This window comes from Corynebacterium genitalium ATCC 33030 (assembly GCF_000143825.1).
GTDB lineage: Bacteria > Actinomycetota > Actinomycetes > Mycobacteriales > Mycobacteriaceae > Corynebacterium > Corynebacterium genitalium.
Window position 1 is genome coordinate 1,085,526 of record NZ_CM000961.1, and the last position, 14,976, is coordinate 1,100,501.

The 14,976-nt window shown below is 62.2% G+C and carries 16 protein-coding genes and 3 tRNA genes; 8 read left to right on the forward strand and 11 right to left on the reverse strand.

Features of this window, described 5'->3' with window-relative positions:
* Positions 1-8: 8 nt before the first annotated feature.
* Positions 9-81 (reverse strand) — tRNA-Lys (locus tag HMPREF0291_RS05130).
* 317 nt (positions 82-398) lie between these two features.
* On the opposite strand from HMPREF0291_RS05130, the gene HMPREF0291_RS05135 reads away from it, so the two are divergent.
* Positions 399-1,598: a L,D-transpeptidase gene (locus tag HMPREF0291_RS05135; protein WP_050748791.1), complete on the forward strand. Its 1,200-nt coding sequence runs from the start codon at positions 399-401 to the stop codon at positions 1,596-1,598.
* A gap of 67 nt (positions 1,599-1,665) precedes the next feature.
* Here HMPREF0291_RS05135 and HMPREF0291_RS05140 read toward each other — a convergent pair.
* The 7 genes from HMPREF0291_RS05140 to HMPREF0291_RS11765 all read right to left on the reverse strand — a co-directional run bounded on the left by HMPREF0291_RS05140 (position 1,666) and on the right by HMPREF0291_RS11765 (position 4,652).
* Positions 1,666-1,741, reverse strand: a tRNA-His gene (locus HMPREF0291_RS05140).
* Positions 1,742-1,800: 59 nt separating this feature from the next.
* The gene (orn, locus tag HMPREF0291_RS05145) at positions 1,801-2,454 is read right to left on the reverse strand and encodes an oligoribonuclease (protein WP_005288984.1); all 654 of its coding nucleotides are present in this window, start codon (positions 2,452-2,454) and stop codon (positions 1,801-1,803) included.
* Between the two features lie 35 nt (positions 2,455-2,489).
* The gene (gene cmrA / locus HMPREF0291_RS05150; protein ID WP_005288985.1) at positions 2,490-3,290 is read right to left on the reverse strand and encodes a mycolate reductase; all 801 of its coding nucleotides are present in this window, start codon (positions 3,288-3,290) and stop codon (positions 2,490-2,492) included.
* Positions 3,291-3,310: 20 nt separating this feature from the next.
* Positions 3,311-3,505 carry a helix-turn-helix domain-containing protein gene (locus HMPREF0291_RS05155; RefSeq protein WP_005288987.1) on the reverse strand — a complete coding sequence of 65 codons (195 nt, stop codon included), beginning with the start codon at positions 3,503-3,505 and terminating at the stop codon, positions 3,311-3,313.
* A gap of 25 nt (positions 3,506-3,530) precedes the next feature.
* Positions 3,531-4,106 (reverse strand): hypothetical protein, encoded by a 576-nt coding sequence (locus HMPREF0291_RS05160; RefSeq protein ID WP_005288990.1) that lies wholly within the window; start codon positions 4,104-4,106, stop codon positions 3,531-3,533.
* A gap of 121 nt (positions 4,107-4,227) precedes the next feature.
* Positions 4,228-4,479, reverse strand: coding sequence for a hypothetical protein (locus HMPREF0291_RS05165; RefSeq protein WP_005288993.1), 252 nt, complete (start codon positions 4,477-4,479; stop codon positions 4,228-4,230).
* The gene (locus HMPREF0291_RS11765) at positions 4,479-4,652 is read right to left on the reverse strand and encodes a hypothetical protein (protein WP_005288996.1); all 174 of its coding nucleotides are present in this window, start codon (positions 4,650-4,652) and stop codon (positions 4,479-4,481) included. The genes HMPREF0291_RS05165 and HMPREF0291_RS11765 overlap by 1 nt, the downstream gene beginning before the upstream one ends.
* 318 nt (positions 4,653-4,970) lie before the next feature.
* Between HMPREF0291_RS11765 and HMPREF0291_RS05170 the strand changes: the two genes are divergently transcribed.
* Positions 4,971-6,158, forward strand: a complete 1,188-nt coding sequence (locus tag HMPREF0291_RS05170) for an IS481 family transposase (protein ID WP_005287373.1) — start codon at positions 4,971-4,973, stop codon at positions 6,156-6,158.
* A gap of 100 nt (positions 6,159-6,258) precedes the next feature.
* On the opposite strand, the gene HMPREF0291_RS05175 is transcribed toward HMPREF0291_RS05170, so the two are convergent.
* Positions 6,259-6,332: transfer RNA gene (locus HMPREF0291_RS05175), tRNA-Arg, on the reverse strand.
* A 59-nt stretch (positions 6,333-6,391) separates the two neighbouring features.
* Between HMPREF0291_RS05175 and HMPREF0291_RS05180 the strand changes: the two genes are divergently transcribed.
* From HMPREF0291_RS05180 to HMPREF0291_RS05200, 5 genes are all read left to right on the forward strand, one after another.
* Complete coding sequence (locus HMPREF0291_RS05180) at positions 6,392-8,431, forward strand: cytochrome c oxidase assembly protein (RefSeq protein WP_005288999.1); 2,040 nt, start codon at positions 6,392-6,394, stop codon at positions 8,429-8,431.
* A 151-nt stretch (positions 8,432-8,582) separates the two neighbouring features.
* Positions 8,583-9,191, forward strand: a complete 609-nt coding sequence (ssb, locus tag HMPREF0291_RS11540; protein WP_005289002.1) for a single-stranded DNA-binding protein — start codon at positions 8,583-8,585, stop codon at positions 9,189-9,191.
* A gap of 110 nt (positions 9,192-9,301) precedes the next feature.
* On the forward strand, positions 9,302-10,972 hold the full coding sequence (gene ettA / locus HMPREF0291_RS05190; protein ID WP_005289005.1) for an energy-dependent translational throttle protein EttA: 1,671 nt from the start codon (positions 9,302-9,304) through the stop codon (positions 10,970-10,972).
* Positions 10,973-11,008: 36 nt separating this feature from the next.
* A complete protein-coding gene (locus HMPREF0291_RS05195) occupies positions 11,009-11,422 on the forward strand; it encodes an acyl-CoA thioesterase (RefSeq protein WP_005289010.1) in 414 nt (137 codons plus the stop codon).
* Positions 11,370-12,101, forward strand: coding sequence for a hypothetical protein (locus HMPREF0291_RS05200; RefSeq protein WP_232210329.1), 732 nt, complete (start codon positions 11,370-11,372; stop codon positions 12,099-12,101). Before HMPREF0291_RS05195 ends, HMPREF0291_RS05200 begins: the two co-directional genes overlap by 53 nt.
* Positions 12,102-12,280: 179 nt before the next feature.
* On the opposite strand, the gene HMPREF0291_RS11545 is transcribed toward HMPREF0291_RS05200, so the two are convergent.
* The gene (locus HMPREF0291_RS11545; protein WP_005289016.1) at positions 12,281-13,186 is read right to left on the reverse strand and encodes a D-arabinono-1,4-lactone oxidase; all 906 of its coding nucleotides are present in this window, start codon (positions 13,184-13,186) and stop codon (positions 12,281-12,283) included.
* A gap of 49 nt (positions 13,187-13,235) precedes the next feature.
* Positions 13,236-13,637 (reverse strand): globin, encoded by a 402-nt coding sequence (locus HMPREF0291_RS05210; RefSeq protein WP_005289019.1) that lies wholly within the window; start codon positions 13,635-13,637, stop codon positions 13,236-13,238.
* 108 nt (positions 13,638-13,745) lie between these two features.
* Here HMPREF0291_RS05210 and HMPREF0291_RS05215 point away from each other — a divergent pair, with 108 nt between their 5' ends.
* A complete protein-coding gene (locus HMPREF0291_RS05215; protein WP_005289022.1) occupies positions 13,746-14,936 on the forward strand; it encodes a cystathionine gamma-synthase in 1,191 nt (396 codons plus the stop codon).
* The last annotated feature ends 40 nt before the right edge of the window (positions 14,937-14,976 follow it).

Below are 14,976 nucleotides of genomic sequence, written 5' to 3' on the forward strand. Positions count from 1 at the left end.
TCGTATTGTGCGCCACCAGGGACTCGAACCCCGAACCCGCTGATTAAGAGTCAGCTGCTCTGCCAGTTGAGCTAGTGGCGCGTTGGCCGTTACGGCAACGAAGAGAAAATATAGCAGTTAGGTCTGCGCAGGGTGAAATCGCCAGGTCACAGTTGAAAAGCGGAGGGGTGCTGGACGCGGTGAATGGACGGGTCCGCATGCGTCGGTGAATGGATAGTAACGATGCGATAACGCGACGGTACACGGTTTATATCAGCTTCGTGACAGGTTGGTGCGAGGGCTGCCCTGCGACTGGAATTCGTGTGCCGGCGATCTATATTGTGAGTAGTTATTGCGATGGGGCCTTGCACGTGTATGGCACCTGTTTGGGACTTGAATAAGGGTTGTGTGTTTCGAGGATGAGTAAGAGCTGGGGTTCGCGTGTCAGGCGCGCGGCAGCCGCAGGTGTTGCATTGGTGATCGCGGGTTCGGCCCTGGCGGCGTGCACCATCGAGCAGGATGGGAACGCAGCGGAGAATGCAGACGCGTCGGAGACGGCGGAAGAGGTCAAGGATGACCCCGCAGAGATCTCTGTCGAAGACGGTGCCGAGGACGTGGAACCGGGTGTCCCAGTCACCGTGACCGCCCCCGCCGGTCTTGAGAAGGTCACCATGACCAACGAAGACGGCAAAGAGGTTGAAGCCGAGCTCAACGACGACAAGACGGAGTGGACCACGGCAGAGCCGCTCGGGTACAGCCGCGAGTACACCGTCGAAGCCACCACGGAATCCGGGAAGACCTCCACGGCGACGTTCTCCACGGTGACTCCGTCGGCGCAGTCGACTGCTTCTCTGAGCCCGCAGGAAGGCGAAGAAGTCGGCGTCGGTCAGGCGATCTCGTTCTACTTCGACATCGCCCCCAGCGACAAGCAGGCTGTTGAGGACGCGATCACTGTCGAAACATCCAATGACACCGAGGGTGGATTCATCTGGCTGGACGCCAACCAGCTGCGCTGGCGCCCGGTGGAGTACTGGGAGCCCGGCACCGAGGTGACCGTCAAGGCAGATTTCTACGGCCGCAACTTGGGCGAGGGCATCTATGGCGCTGAGGACGCAGAGACCTCTTTCACCGTCGGCGATGAGTTCCGCACGGTGTTGAACAACTACGGCAAGACGCTGACCGTGTTCAAGAACGGCGAAGAGATCAAGTCGTTCCCGGTCTCCCTCGGCGAGGACGGGGCCTTTGACACCCCGAACGGCACATATGTCGTGGGCGACCAGCACGACCACTTGGTCATGGATTCCCGCACGTACGGCCTGGCGCTGGAAAACGGCGGCTACGTCACCCCGGTCGACTACGCGACGCAGCTGTCCTACTCGGGCATCTACGTCCACTCCGCGCCGTGGGCAATCTGGGCGCTGGGTAAGCACAACCAGTCGCACGGCTGCATCAACGCGCGCCCTGACGATGCCCTGTGGTTTTTGCAAAACACCAAGCGCGGCGACCCGGTGGAAATCATTAACACCGGCGGCGAAACGCTGAGCCCGTACGACGGCCTGGGCTACTGGAACATCGAGCTTGAGCCGGGCCAGTCCGTCAAGGCTGGCGAGGACTTCTAGCCACCAAAGCGGCCAAAGTAGAAGGCCCTGTCCGTTCCCTCTCAAGGGCGGACAGGGCCTTTCGCATTGGGGTGGCTGACGGGACTCGAACCCGCGACACCCAGGATCACAACCTGGTGCTCTACCAGCTGAACTACAGCCACCATCGCTGCCCGTCGCGTGCGTCGGCAGCGCTACATCACATTAGTTCACCGCGCCGGTTTTACAAAAACGGCTGGTAGGTCTCGGTCGACTTGGTTGCGCACGTTGCTGCCGCGGTGGATTCGGGGCCGGGGGCGGCGACGAACACGGCACGGCGGTAGTAGTCGAGCTCGCGGATGGACTCTACAATGTCGGCGAGAGCGCGGTGCGCCATGCCCTTCCCGGGCTGGTTGTAGTACGCCTTGGGGTACCAGCGGCGGGTGAGCTCCTTGATGGTGGAGACGTCGATCATCCGGTAGTGCAGACGCTCGTCCAGTTCCGGCATGTGCGCGCGAATGAAGGTGCGGTCAGTGGCGATCGAGTTGCCAGCCAGCGGTGGGCGGTGCTCGCCGCAATGCTTATCGACGAGTTCCAGCACCGCCTCCTCCGCCTCGCGCAACGCCACAGTGGAAGCCTTGATCTGTTCCGTCAGGCCGGAGCTGCCGTGCATCTCGGTGACAAAGTCATCCATCTCGGCCAGTTCGGCATCGGTGGCGTGGACGACAAGGTCAATGCCACCGTCCAGGATGTTCAGCTCCGCGTCGGTGACGAGGGCTGCGACCTCGACAATGACGTGACGCTGTGGGTCGAGTCCCGTCATCTCGAGGTCGATCCAGACGATGCGGTCGTCCTTGGCGGGTAGGGTAGTGGGTTCTGCGGAGGGTTCTTCGCTCATGCCTTCCAACGTACCCGCCCGTGTTGTGGGGGCGGTTAGCCCATCTTGGCGTAGAACCAGCCGGTCACCGGCGCGATCACGGCCCGCGGGGCGTAGGAGGATAGGAAGTCCATCGCCTTCGACAGCGGCCCGGGGGTGACGCGGCGCTGGTTCTTCATCATCGCAGCGATGGTTTCCTCGGAGCAGGACTCGTAGCTGGTCCACAGAAAGTCTGGGACGACCTTGTCCACGATGGACTGTTCTTCCTCCGGAACGACGGCGTCGCGCACCGGGCCGGGGGCGAGCAGGGTGCAGTGCACGCCGGTCTTCTTCAGCTCGTAGTGCAGCGATTCGGTGAACGTGTTCACGCCGGCCTTGGTGAACACGTAGGTTGCGTTGTTCGGGATCGGGGCGTTGCCGGCGGCGGAGCCGACATTGCATACCGCGCCCTCGCCGCGCGGAACCATCTGGTCCAACACTGCCTTGGTGATGCGGAAGACCGCCGTGGCGTTCAAGTTGTACTGGTTTGTCTCGTAATCCCAGTCTTGGTTCATGAACGGCCCGAAGGAGGCGATACCGGCGGAGTTGACGCAGATGGAGATGGCTTTTTCGTCGATAAGCTCGATGAGCTCATCGACCTGCTCGGCCACAGAGAGATCCTTAGCGGCGACGATGACTCCGACGCCGTGGGCATCTTCGAGCTCGGTGGCAAGTTTCTGCAGGACGTCCTCGCGCCGGGCCACAACGATGAGGTTGTAGCCCGCCTTAGCGAAGTCGCGGGCCATGGCCTCACCGATGCCCTGGCTGGCACCGGTGATCAGCGCGTAGGAATTGATGGACGGTTGGGGAAAGCTCATGCGTGCGAGCCTACTGCAGGCTACTGCACGGAGAAGATGTCTCCCGGTTGGCAGTCCAAGGCTTTACAGATCGCGGCGAGCGTGGAGAACCGGACTGCCTTTGCGCGGTTGTTCTTGAGCACGGACAGGTTCACCGGCGTGATGCCGACCTGCTCCGCGAGTGCCGCGCCGGTGATGCCACGCTCTTCCATGAGCCGGTCCAAGTGGCAGACCACCTGAGGCTCGCCTAGATTAGTCGGATTAGACAAGGCCGTCCACGTCCTCCTTCAACCGGGCGCCGCGGCGCAGAAGCATGGAAGCGAGGCCGAGGGTGAACAGGAGGATCAGTGCTGGTGTGAACTCGGAGTACGGGGTGCTGACACCGGTGTCCCACCAGCGCTCCAGGCCCAGATCCGAGGCAACGAAATTGTTACCCAGACCCTCGAATCCGATGCGACCGATGAAATAAGCGAACATCGCGCCAGTGCCGAAGTTAAGGAGAGCGACGTTGCGTTGCGTGAAGATCCGCCCTTTGGACATGTTCCAGCCGATCATGCTCAGTGTCATCCCGGTGCCGAGGAGGCCGATGTACTTCGTGGCCAGACCAATGCCGTAAAGCCACTGGGCGCCGCTGGGGATATCGGCAAAAACGATGCCACCCTCGACGGCAGGGGATAGGCGGGTGATCACGATACCGTTGTGGATCATCTCGAAGATTTCGAAGCTGATCCAGAGGGCGACTAGGGCGGTGACTCCGATTGTGCTCGAGTTGAAATCTTTCGTTTGTTTCTCTGTCGGAGGCTTAGCGGTTTGGTTCGTGTCCATAGACATGTTCATAACTCAACTCCTTATCGTGATTCGATACTCTCGATAATCGATAATATCGCAATTCGATATGGCGTCAAGGATGAAAAAGCGCCGCCCCTGTGTCGGGGTCGGCGCTGAGTGCGTTTGCGGGTTACTCGTCGCCGCGGTTGACCTCGGACGGGCCGTCCGGGTTGTCGTTGGCGTAGCTGGAGTCGTCGTCGCCCTCGTTGTCGTCGTCGAAGTCCTCTTTGTCCAGGTTGTCCAGGTCGCGGGACTCCAGGCGCTCAAGGTCGGAGATGGGGTCAGTGTCGGGCTCGTTGCCAATGCGGCGCGTTGCAGCGTCCAGAAGTTTGTCGGGACCGTCGCCCGGCTGTGCGTTATTTGCCTGCGTGTTGTCGGCCATTAGTTCGCCTTCTCGCTTTCCTTCTCGGTGCGGTCCTGGAAGTTGCCGTCTGCGTCCGGGTCACCCAGGTTGTTGATGCTGTCGTCGCGGGTCGGCGTCGGGTTGACGGCCGCCTTGGCTGCATCGTCGGCGTCTTGCGCCTGGTCAAAGCTTGGGATGCTGTCCTTGCTCATGGTCGCTCCTCAATCGTGCTAGGTGATTTCGGTTATGCGACCAGTCTAGCGATTTTGCGCTGCGCGGGGCCGTAATCGCAGGTGAAAGGGGTATGGGAAAGCGCCCCCGGCAGTGTCTGAAGTCATGACATAGTTGACACGGCGTGCCTGGGACAGCATTCCTGATGGTTGACAGGTCAGTCGCGACATTGTTGACACTTAGGGGGTAGAAACAATCTGGGGTGATGGTTGACACCTCAGTCGCGACATCATTGACACCTCCCGCCACCCCCGCGTGTTTAGTGACGGTGCTGGTATCAGTCGGGACATCGTTGACAGATGAACAGCCCGAACCGAAATCTCGCCATCGTCAAAGCCGTCCGCGATCAAGGCGAACCAGTCACCAAAGTCGCCAAACGATTCGGCATCTCCCGCCAACGCATCTACAAGATCCTCTCCGAGTTCGACGCCGGAGGCGAACAAGCCATCGCCCCCAAATCGCGCGCGCCGCACACCCACCCCAATGCCGTGCCGGAGACCCTGCGCAACCACATCATCGACATGCGCAAAGAACTCACCAAAGCAGGTTTCGACGCAGGGCCCGACACCATCGCTTTCCACTTAGGACAACAAGGCCTGCGTGTGCCGTCAACATCGACGATCCGCCGGATCATCACTGAAGCCGGACTTGTTGCCCCGCAACCGCAAAAGAAACCACGCAGCTCCTACATCAGGTTTGAAGCGGCCATGCCCAACGAATGCTGGCAGGCCGACATCACCTACCTCTTCCTCATCGACGGCAGGCGCGTAGAAGTCCTCGACTTCATCGACGACCACTCCCGCTACCTGCTATCGATCACCGCCCGGCCAGCATTTACAGGGCCAGCTGTCGCAGCAGAACTACAGCGCCTCATCGACACCTACGGCCCACCGGCATCCACACTCACTGACAACGGGCTGGTGTTCACCGCCCGACTAGCCGGACGCAAAGGCGGCAGAAACGCATTCGAGAAAACACTTAACGACAACCGTATCCAGCAGAAAAACGGCCGGCCAGGCCACCCACAAACCCAAGGCAAAATCGAACGCTTCCACCAAACACTCAAACGCTGGATCAACGCACAACCACCAGCAGAAACCATCCCCCAACTACAACGGCAGCTCAACGAATTCACCGCCTACTACAACACCGAACGCCCCCACCGATCACTCGGACGCCGTACCCCACACCAGGCCTACACAACAGGACCTAAAGCTGAACCAACCTTCACCCCGAAAGAAGAATGGCGCACCCGCAACGACGTCGTCGCCGCCAGCGGCAAAGTCACCATCCGCTACGCCGGCAGGCTCTACAGCCTAGGAATCGGCCGAGCCCACAGCGGCGAAGAAGTCCTGATGATCATCACCGACAACCACATCACGACATCACTAAAAGAAACCGGCGAACCCATCACCGAGCACTACATCGACACATCCCGCAACTACCAAAAACCATACTGGCGAAAAGGCCAACCCCCACTGACCTGAAAACCACAACCGGCGCCTTGGAAAAAATAAACACCAAGACGCCGGTTTGTCCACCATGTCGCGACTCATCTGTCAACAATGTCGCGACTGATGACAAAAGCGCCCCCGGCAGGATTCGAACCCGCGACCAGCCGGGTAGAAACCGGATGCTCTAATCCACTGAGCTACGGAGGCAGTGCCCCACTGGGGCGGGAATTATCGTATCCCACTGCACCGAAAGTAGGGTAAAGGCCATGTCAGCAGACCAGGCGGTGGAGCAGGCGGAACGCAAGCAGGACTCGGTGGCCCGCGAGCGGTCGCGTGGGCATGTGCGTGCGGCCTGGCCGATCTATCTGGCTGCGTTCGCAGTCGCCGCGGTGGTCGCTGGGGCCCTTGCGCAGGCGTTCCTGGGCGGCTCGTTGGCGTCGTTGGGTATTCCGGACCCGGGGGTGGTGACCACGGTGGGGTTGCCGTCGATACGCGCAATTGCATGGCTCCTTGCTGCTCTGGCCACGGGCTCCTTCATGTTCTCCGCCTACCTCATCCCGCCAGACGGCCCCCTGAAAACTGCCCGACTGACCGTCGATGGGCACTTGGCCGCGCGCACGGGGGCATGGGCGAGCGCCGGGCTGGCCGTAATCGGTGTGCTCATGGTTCCGCTCGTGCTTTCCGACGTCTCCGGCACACCGTTATCCCAGATTCTCTTCTCCGCCGAGATGTGGGGCACCGCGCTCGACCGCGTGGCGGACGCGAAGATCTGGCTGCTCGTGGCAGCCATTGCAGCGATCGTCGCCGGTTTCGGTTTCGCGGCGGGATCATGGGTGGCGCAAACGCCGCTCTTCCTCGGCGCGATCGCCGCAGTGATGCCGCTGGGCATGTCCGGCCACTCCGCGACCGGAGGCAACCACGACTACGGCACCAACTCGTACCTGTGGCACCTGGTGTTCATGATGATCTGGGTTGGCGGGCTGCTCGCACTCATCGCGCACGGGCGCAGGCTCGGCCCGCACATGCAGCAGGCGGTGCACCGCTACTCGCTCATCGCCCTGTTCGCGTTCTTCGCCATGACCATCTCTGGCGTGATTAACGCGCTCATCCGCGTGCGTTTCGACGATCTTCTCTCCACCGCCTACGGCTGGACCGTTTTGTTCAAAACAATCGGTTTGGTCGTGCTGGGATTGCTCGGCTTCGCGCACCGGCAGATCACAATCCCGCAGCTGGACCGGAAGCCGCCGCTGTTCACCCGCATTGCGGTCGTGGAGGCGCTGGTCATGGCTGCGGTGACGGGTGTGGCCGTGTCCATGGGGCGCACTCCGCCGCCTGCGCCGCTCGACCCGGCGATCACCAACATGCAGGTCCAGATGGGCTACAACCTTGAGGTCGAACCGACAGTGGCAAACATCTTCACCATGTGGCGCTTCGAGGTGCTCTTCAGCGTCATCGCCATCTTGCTGGCCATCTACTACCTGCATCTCACCCGTCGGGTTGAAGGCTGGGACCGCGGGCGCACCGCCTGGTGGATCGCCGGATGCGCGACCATTGTTGTGACCATGTCCTCTGGCCTGGGCATGTACATGCCGGCGAGCTTCTCCATCCACATGATCGTGCACATGATCCTGTCCATGGGTGCGCCCGTCCTGTTGGTTATGGGTGCGCCGCTGACGCTGATCAAACAGGCCTACCCGGCAGGGGAGTTCAACATCCGCGCGTGGGTGGAGGCCTTCGAGGAATCCACCTTCCTGCGTGTGATCACCTACCCGCCGGTGTCGACGATCCAGTTCCTGGTCGTGTTCTACATCCTCTATGTCTTCCCATCGCTCTACGAAGTCGCGGTGTCAGAGCACGCGGGGCACGTGATCATGAACGCGGTTTTCTTAGTCTCCGGGTACTTCTACTTCTGGGATCTCATTGGCCCCGACCACATCCCGGGACGACGCCCGACCGTGGCCCGCTTCGGTTGGTTTGTTGTCTCCATGCCGCTGCACCTTTTCATGGGCGTGTACCTGATGCAGCTCAATATTGTTCTGGCGGAAAGCTTCTACGAAAATCTTGGGCTCCCATGGAACCCGGATCTGCTCCGCGATCAGAAGGTCGGCGGGGGCATTGGTTGGGCGTCGGGAAGCTTCCCGATGGCAGTGGTCTTCATCATCCTTCTTCTGGGGTGGCTGCGGGAAGATCGTGCAGATGCGAGGGCTACAGACCGCAGTGAGGACGAGACGGGCGATGCGGAATGGCGCGCCTACAACGAGATGCTCGCGCAGTACTCGCAGACCGGCCGTCGCAGCGAGAAGTAGCTCGCTTATCGACGCCTCCCGCCCCCACCCGCCTGTGGATAACTCACCGTTATCCACAGGCTTTTTCGGACCTCTTTGCGCAGGTTGTTCGCGTGGTCGACCCTGGAAGGGCACCCCACCCACCAGCAAACCGCGAAAGGAAACTCCGACCATGCAATCACCCATCACGCTTTCTGGAAACCTCACCGACGATCCCGTCTGCAAGATCTTCAAAACCGGCTCGACCCTGACCAAGTTCCGTCTCGCATCGAGTCGCCGCGTGCGCACAGACAGCACCACCGCTGACGGCCGGCCCGTGTGGGCGGACGCTGACAGCCTGTTCATCGACGTCGAGTGCTGGGGCCAACTGGCCGTCAATGTCGAGGCATCGCTGCGGAAGGGCTTACCCGCCGTCGTAGTCGGCCGTCTCGTTACTGAGACTTGGGTGGATGAGGGCGGCACAAAGCGTTCCAAGCAGCTGATCAAGGCGGCTCAGGTGGCGCTGGAGCTCAACAGGTACCAGGCGTCGTCGAAATGCACGACCGCCAAGGAGCACACCGCGGGCGACATCCCGTCGGTCAATCTGCGCACGCGCGAGGACATTGCCGGGGAGATCGGCGAGACACCAACTAACCAGCCCACCAGCCAGCCCACCAACCAGCCGACGGCCCAGCCAGAGCCACCGAGCTATGACGACGAAGCACTCGAGTCCCTGATGAACCACGGCCCGTCTGACATGGGGGAGCACGCCCCGGAAGAGGAAACGGTGGGGGCGGCGTAGAGCGCACAGGAACGGTTTCTCTGCTTGCGGATCAGGCGGTGAGTGCGTGATGTACCCTTTGTGGTGGTTTACGCAAATAGCCGCCAACACGCATGTAAAGGGGGCCCCTAGTGGCTGAGTTCATCTACACGATGAAGAACGTTCGCAGGGCCGTCGGTGACAAGGTCATCCTGGACAATGTCACCATGGCTTTCTACCCCGGCGCCAAGATCGGTGTCGTGGGCCCGAACGGAGCGGGTAAGTCCTCGCTGCTGAAGATCATGGCCGGCATCGACCAGCCGAACAACGGCGAGGCCTTCCTCGACCCCGGTGCCTCCGTGGGCATCCTCCTGCAGGAGCCGCCGCTCAACGAGGACAAGACGGTCCGCGAGAACGTCGAAGAGGGCCTGGGCGACATCTTTGAGAAGAAGCAGCGCTTCGAGGAGATCGCCACCGAGATGGCCACCAACTACTCCGACGAGCTCATGGAGGAAATGGGCAAGCTCCAGGAGGAGCTCGACGCCGCTGACGCGTGGGAGGTCGACTCCAAGATCGAGCAGGCCATGGAGGCGCTGCGCTGCCCGCCGTCAGATTCCCCGGTGACCAACCTCTCCGGTGGTGAGCGCCGTCGCGTCGCACTGGCCAAGCTGCTGCTCAGCCAGCCGGACCTGCTGCTTCTCGACGAGCCTACGAACCACCTCGACGCCGAGAGCGTCCTGTGGCTGGAGAAGCACCTGCAGGACTACCCGGGCGCTGTTTTGGCCGTCACTCACGACCGCTACTTCCTCGACCACGTCGCGGAGTGGATCTGCGAGGTCGACCGCGGCAAGCTCTACCCCTACGAGGGCAACTACTCCACCTACCTGGAGAAGAAGGCCGAGCGTCTGGAGATTGCCGGCAAGAAGGACCAGAAGCTGCAGAAGCGCCTCAAGGGCGAGCTGGAGTGGGTCCGTTCTTCCCCGAAGGCACGCCAGGCGAAGAACAAGGCCCGTCTGGAGCGCTACGAGGAGATGGCGGCCGAGGCGGAGCAGTACAAGAAGCTCGACTTCGAAGAGATCCAGATCCCTACGCCGCCGCGTCTGGGCAACAAGGTCGTCGAGGTCAAGAACCTGGACAAGGGGTTCGACGGCCGCACCCTGATCAAGGACCTGTCGTTCACCTTGCCGCGTAACGGCATCGTCGGTGTCATCGGCCCGAACGGTGTGGGTAAGACCACCCTGTTCAAGACCATCGTCGGCTTGGAGGATCCAGACGCTGGTTCTGTCGAGGTCGGCGATACCGTGCAGCTGTCCTACGTGGACCAGAACCGCGCGAACATCGACCCGGAGCAGACCGTGTGGGAGGTCGTCTCCGACGGCCTGGACTACATCCACGTCGGCCAGAACGAGATGCCGTCGCGCGCGTACTTGTCCGCGTTCGGTTTCAAGGGCCCGGACCAGCAGAAGCCGTCGAAGGTGCTCTCCGGTGGTGAGCGTAACCGTCTCAACCTGGCGTTGACGCTGAAGCAGGGCGGAAACCTGATCCTGCTCGATGAGCCGACAAACGACCTCGATGTTGAAACCCTCGGCTCCCTGGAAAACGCCCTGCAGAACTTCCCGGGTTGTGCTGTGGTGATCTCCCACGACCGCTGGTTCCTCGACCGCACCTGCACCCACATCCTCGCCTGGGAAGGTAGCATCGAGGAGGGCAAGTGGTTCTGGTTCGAAGGAAACTTCGGCGACTACGAGGCCAACAAGGTCGACCGCCTCGGTGAGGAAGCGGCGAAACCGTCGCGCGTCACCCACCGTAAACTCACCCGCTAACGCTGCTTTTTCGAGCTGCTCTTCGAAAGGAACCACATGGCAGACAACAACCCGGCGAACACGCACATCATCGCGCTGCGCTGGAACGACTTCGACCGCTACGGCCACCTGAACAACTGCGCCTACCTTGATATCGCTCAAGAGGCCCGCATCAGGTTCACCAAGGAGCAGTTCGAGAACAACGGCCAGGAGTTCGGTGTCTTCGTCCGCCGCGCTGAGGTCGACTTCCTGCGTCCCGTCATGCCGGACTCTCTCGAGGTGGAGGTGGTCTCTACTGTCGTTGAGATCGGCAACACCTCTTTCAAGACGGTCCAGGAAATCAAGGACCGCCAGGGTCGAGTGTGCGGCATTGTGACCTGCGTGCTCGTCGCCGTTGACCTGTCTACCGCGTCCCCGCGTGAGATCACCCAGCAGGAGCGCGGCATCCTCACCGCCAAGGCTGGGGAGTAGCGCCCTGGAAGCACTACATGTCAGCGCGGGAGCGGCGGGGCTGAAAGCCCTGACCTCCCGCGCGCTTCATCTTGATGCGCAGGCTTCCGCGCGTTTCGCCGTGCTTAGCGACGCCCCATCCGCCCCCGGCAGCAGCACCCCGATCGACGTGTTCGTGACCACCCCGTTCGATTGCGTGGCTTCGCGCCGGGTGACGGGGTCGGTCTCGCGCGACGGAGCGGTCGTGTCGGCCCGCGACTTGGACGCAGCCCTTGCCGAGGGGCGATCCGAGCTCGGCCCCGCCCGCGACCACGACTGGATCGGCGCTCTGCCGCCGAAGACCGGTTTCGTCGAGCGCGAGATGGTGCCCGTCGCCGTGGTCCGCGACCTCGCCGATCAGGGGCGCAGGCTAGCCCGCCAGTTCTCCGGTCCCCTGGGCCCGCCGCGGTCCTTGCTGGAGCAGATCGTTCTGACGGTGCAGTCCCCCACCACACCGGCCGAGAGTTCGACGCCGACGGACGCAGTAGAGATCCCGATGCGCATGATCTTCACCTGCACATCCCTCGGCCTGATACCTGGTCCCTCGGCGCCGCCGGAGATTCCCCGGCACTTGCGCATCTCTACGGCTGGCCGCTGGATCCGAATGGATGCGCCCTTCGGTAGCGTGTACCACTCGGCTGGGCTCAACTTGCTGTTCTAGCTCCGTTCGCCTTTCGTCGTTCGACTTTCATGCTGCGGTTCTAGACGCGACCTGCAGTTTTCCCCGTCGTCGAACCGTCAAAGGCGAACCGTCAAAGGCGAACTGCGATGGGTGTACCTATGGCAGGCGAACCAGTCCCCCGTCCGATATGAACCCAGCTCGAGACTGGCTGGGGCCGACTACCCGAACAAGCGGGTGAGGTGCTCCGAGCCGAAGGTGCGGTCCGGATCCATCTGCTCGCGGAGGGAGCAAAACTCGTCGAAACGCGGGTAGGTCTTGGCGAAGTCTTCCCGGCCCATGGTGTGCATCTTGCCCCAGTGCGGCCGGCCGTCGGCGGCCTTGAGGATCGGCTCGAGGTGGGGGAAGTAGTCGTGCGGGTTCATCGCCTTGGGCACGTGGAAAGCGATGTACATCGATTCACGCCCGGTGGAGGTGGACAGGGCCACGTCGTCGGCGGCTGTGGAGCGCAGTTCGAGCGGGAAGGGAATGATCCAGCCGCGTTTGTCCAGTTCGCGGCGGATCTCGCGCACTGTCTCCGGGCCGGCTTCGAGCGGCACGGCGACCTCCATCTCGTGGAACTTCACGCGACGTGGGGTGGCGAAGACCTCGTGGGCGCGGGAACGGTAGCGGTTGGCGGCCATGGCGTCGGCGGCGACACCGTTGAGGAAGGGGGCAGCACGGATGAGGTCGAGGTGCGCTACGCAATCGACCATGACGGTGATCGTCCCGCGCAGCGACGCATCTGCAGCTAGCTCAGCTAGCGCGACTTTGTTCACCGACGGGTAGGCCACCACGATGTCGTCGAAACCCTCGCGTGCCAGGTTGATCGCCTCCGGCACGCTGTAGGCGAGGATGCCGCGGTACCCGTCGTGGGAGAGTGCGCGTCGTAAAGCAGCGACACTGCGCAAGCTTTTGGATGCCACACGAATCGGCAACCCCCGCGCCCGCGACGTCATTTGGGACGCGTTGTAGTCGAACGCCGCGATGTCGACGGCGGCGCAGAGGGCGACGGCGCGGCCAGCGCTGATCAGCGACGGCACGATGCTCAACAGCGTCTGGGACGGGCGAGTCACCGTAGACGGCATACGGGTAATCGTAGTTGGGCAAAACTAACCCATTGGCCGTTTTGAATATTTATCGCATACCGGGATGTTCACCAGGCTGATTGATCATCATGTACGCCACACGCTGCATGTGGTTCCACAACGCCTCGCGCTGGGCAGGGTTGAGTTCATCCTCGCTGAACTGGTCGAGGGAGTTGCTCATCAGCTCGAGCCAGCGCTCAGCCTCCGCCATGCCGATGCGGAAGGGGAAGTGGCGCCGCCGCAGCATCGGAGCACCGCGCTGCTCGTTGAACGTCGGCGGCCCACCCCAATACTGTGCGAGGAACCAGCGAAGACGGTCCTCAGCACCGTCCCAGTCATCGTCCGGGTACATCGGGCCGATGAGGTCATCGGTCTTGACCTGCGCATAGAAGCCGCTGACGAGGCGACGGAAGAAGTCCTCGCCGCCGAGTGCGCTATAAAGCGAATCCATGCATTGAATGTTAACCAGGGGGCGAATCAGAGCAAATGAACCGCTTGGTCTACTCTGGGGCAGAGCACGCTTATCGACGCCCCGCTTATCGACGAAAGGACCCCGCCGATGCCCGGCTTCTCCACCGACTCCATCCACGCCGGTTACGAGCCCGACTCCCTGTACGGGTCGATCAACACGCCGATCTACGCGTCCACGACCTTCGCGCAGGACGATCTGGCAGTGACCCGCAACGGTTTCGAGTACACCCGCGTGGGCAACCCGACCATCGACGCGCTGGAGAAGACCGTCGCGGCGCTGGAGAAAGCTGACTACGGCGTGGCTTTCGGTTCCGGTATGGCCGCTGTCGACGCGCTGCTGCGCATCCTGCTCAAGCCTGGCGACCACATCGTCATCGGTAACGATGCCTACGGCGGTACCTACCGCTTGATCCAGCAGATCTTCACCCAGTGGGGCGTGGAGAACACCCCGGTGGACATCACCAACGTCGACGAGGTCGCCGCTGCGATCCAGCCGAACACCAAGGTGGTGTGGGTTGAGTCGCCGACGAACCCGCTGCTGTCTATTGCTGATATCGAGGGGCTTTCGGCAGTCAAGGGTGACGCCACGCTCGTCGTTGACAACACCTTTGCATCCCCGTACCTGCAACAGCCGCTGGATCTCGGCGCGGACGTGGTGCTGCACTCGACCACGAAGTACATCGGCGGCCACTCTGACGTGGTCGGCGGTGTCGTTGTCGGCCGCAACGCCGTGGAAGGGCACGAGGGCGTTTCCGCGATCACCGCAGGTAGCTTCGACGCGCTGAACAACCTGGAGGAGCAGTTGCGCTTCTTCTTCGGCTGGATCGGTGCGATCCCCTCGCCGTTTGACACCTACCTCACCGCCCGCGGCGCGAAGACCCTGGCAGTACGGATGGACAAGCACTGCGACAACGCAGAGGCTGTCGCTGACTACTTGTCCAAGCAGGACAAGGTCGCCCGCGTCTACTACCCGGGCCTGGAAGACCACCCGGGGCACGACATCGCCGTCAAGCAAATGCGCCGCTTCGGCGGCATGGTCTCAGTGGCGTTCCAGACCGCTGAGCAGGCCATGACGTTCTGCCGCTCGACGAAGCTGTTCTGCCTGGCCGAATCCCTCGGCGGCGTCGAGTCCCTCGTCGAACACCCCGCCACCATGACCCACGTCTCCGTCGCGGGCTCAGCGCTTGAGGTCCCGCCGGAGCTGGTGCGCATCTCCGTCGGCATTGAGGACACCGAGGACCTCATCGCCGACCTCGAGCAGGCCATCGCGCAGATCTAGCGCAGATCCGACCCTCCGCGGGTGGCCCCAAGATATAGTT

Coding starts and splice junctions, on each gene's coding strand:
- HMPREF0291_RS05135 (WP_050748791.1), top strand. CDS start 399: ATGAGTAAGAGCTGGGGTTCGCGTGTCAGGCGCGCGGCAGCCGCAGGT.
- orn (WP_005288984.1), bottom strand. CDS start 2,454: ATGAGCGAAGAACCCTCCGCAGAACCCACTACCCTACCCGCCAAGGAC.
- cmrA (WP_005288985.1), bottom strand. CDS start 3,290: ATGAGCTTTCCCCAACCGTCCATCAATTCCTACGCGCTGATCACCGGT.
- HMPREF0291_RS05160 (WP_005288990.1), bottom strand. CDS start 4,106: ATGAACATGTCTATGGACACGAACCAAACCGCTAAGCCTCCGACAGAG.
- HMPREF0291_RS05165 (WP_005288993.1), bottom strand. CDS start 4,479: ATGGCCGACAACACGCAGGCAAATAACGCACAGCCGGGCGACGGTCCC.
- HMPREF0291_RS11765 (WP_005288996.1), bottom strand. CDS start 4,652: ATGAGCAAGGACAGCATCCCAAGCTTTGACCAGGCGCAAGACGCCGAC.
- HMPREF0291_RS05170 (WP_005287373.1), top strand. CDS start 4,971: ATGAACAGCCCGAACCGAAATCTCGCCATCGTCAAAGCCGTCCGCGAT.
- HMPREF0291_RS05180 (WP_005288999.1), top strand. CDS start 6,392: ATGTCAGCAGACCAGGCGGTGGAGCAGGCGGAACGCAAGCAGGACTCG.
- ssb (WP_005289002.1), top strand. CDS start 8,583: ATGCAATCACCCATCACGCTTTCTGGAAACCTCACCGACGATCCCGTC.
- HMPREF0291_RS05195 (WP_005289010.1), top strand. CDS start 11,009: ATGGCAGACAACAACCCGGCGAACACGCACATCATCGCGCTGCGCTGG.
- HMPREF0291_RS11545 (WP_005289016.1), bottom strand. CDS start 13,186: ATGCCGTCTACGGTGACTCGCCCGTCCCAGACGCTGTTGAGCATCGTG.
- HMPREF0291_RS05210 (WP_005289019.1), bottom strand. CDS start 13,637: ATGGATTCGCTTTATAGCGCACTCGGCGGCGAGGACTTCTTCCGTCGC.
- HMPREF0291_RS05215 (WP_005289022.1), top strand. CDS start 13,746: ATGCCCGGCTTCTCCACCGACTCCATCCACGCCGGTTACGAGCCCGAC.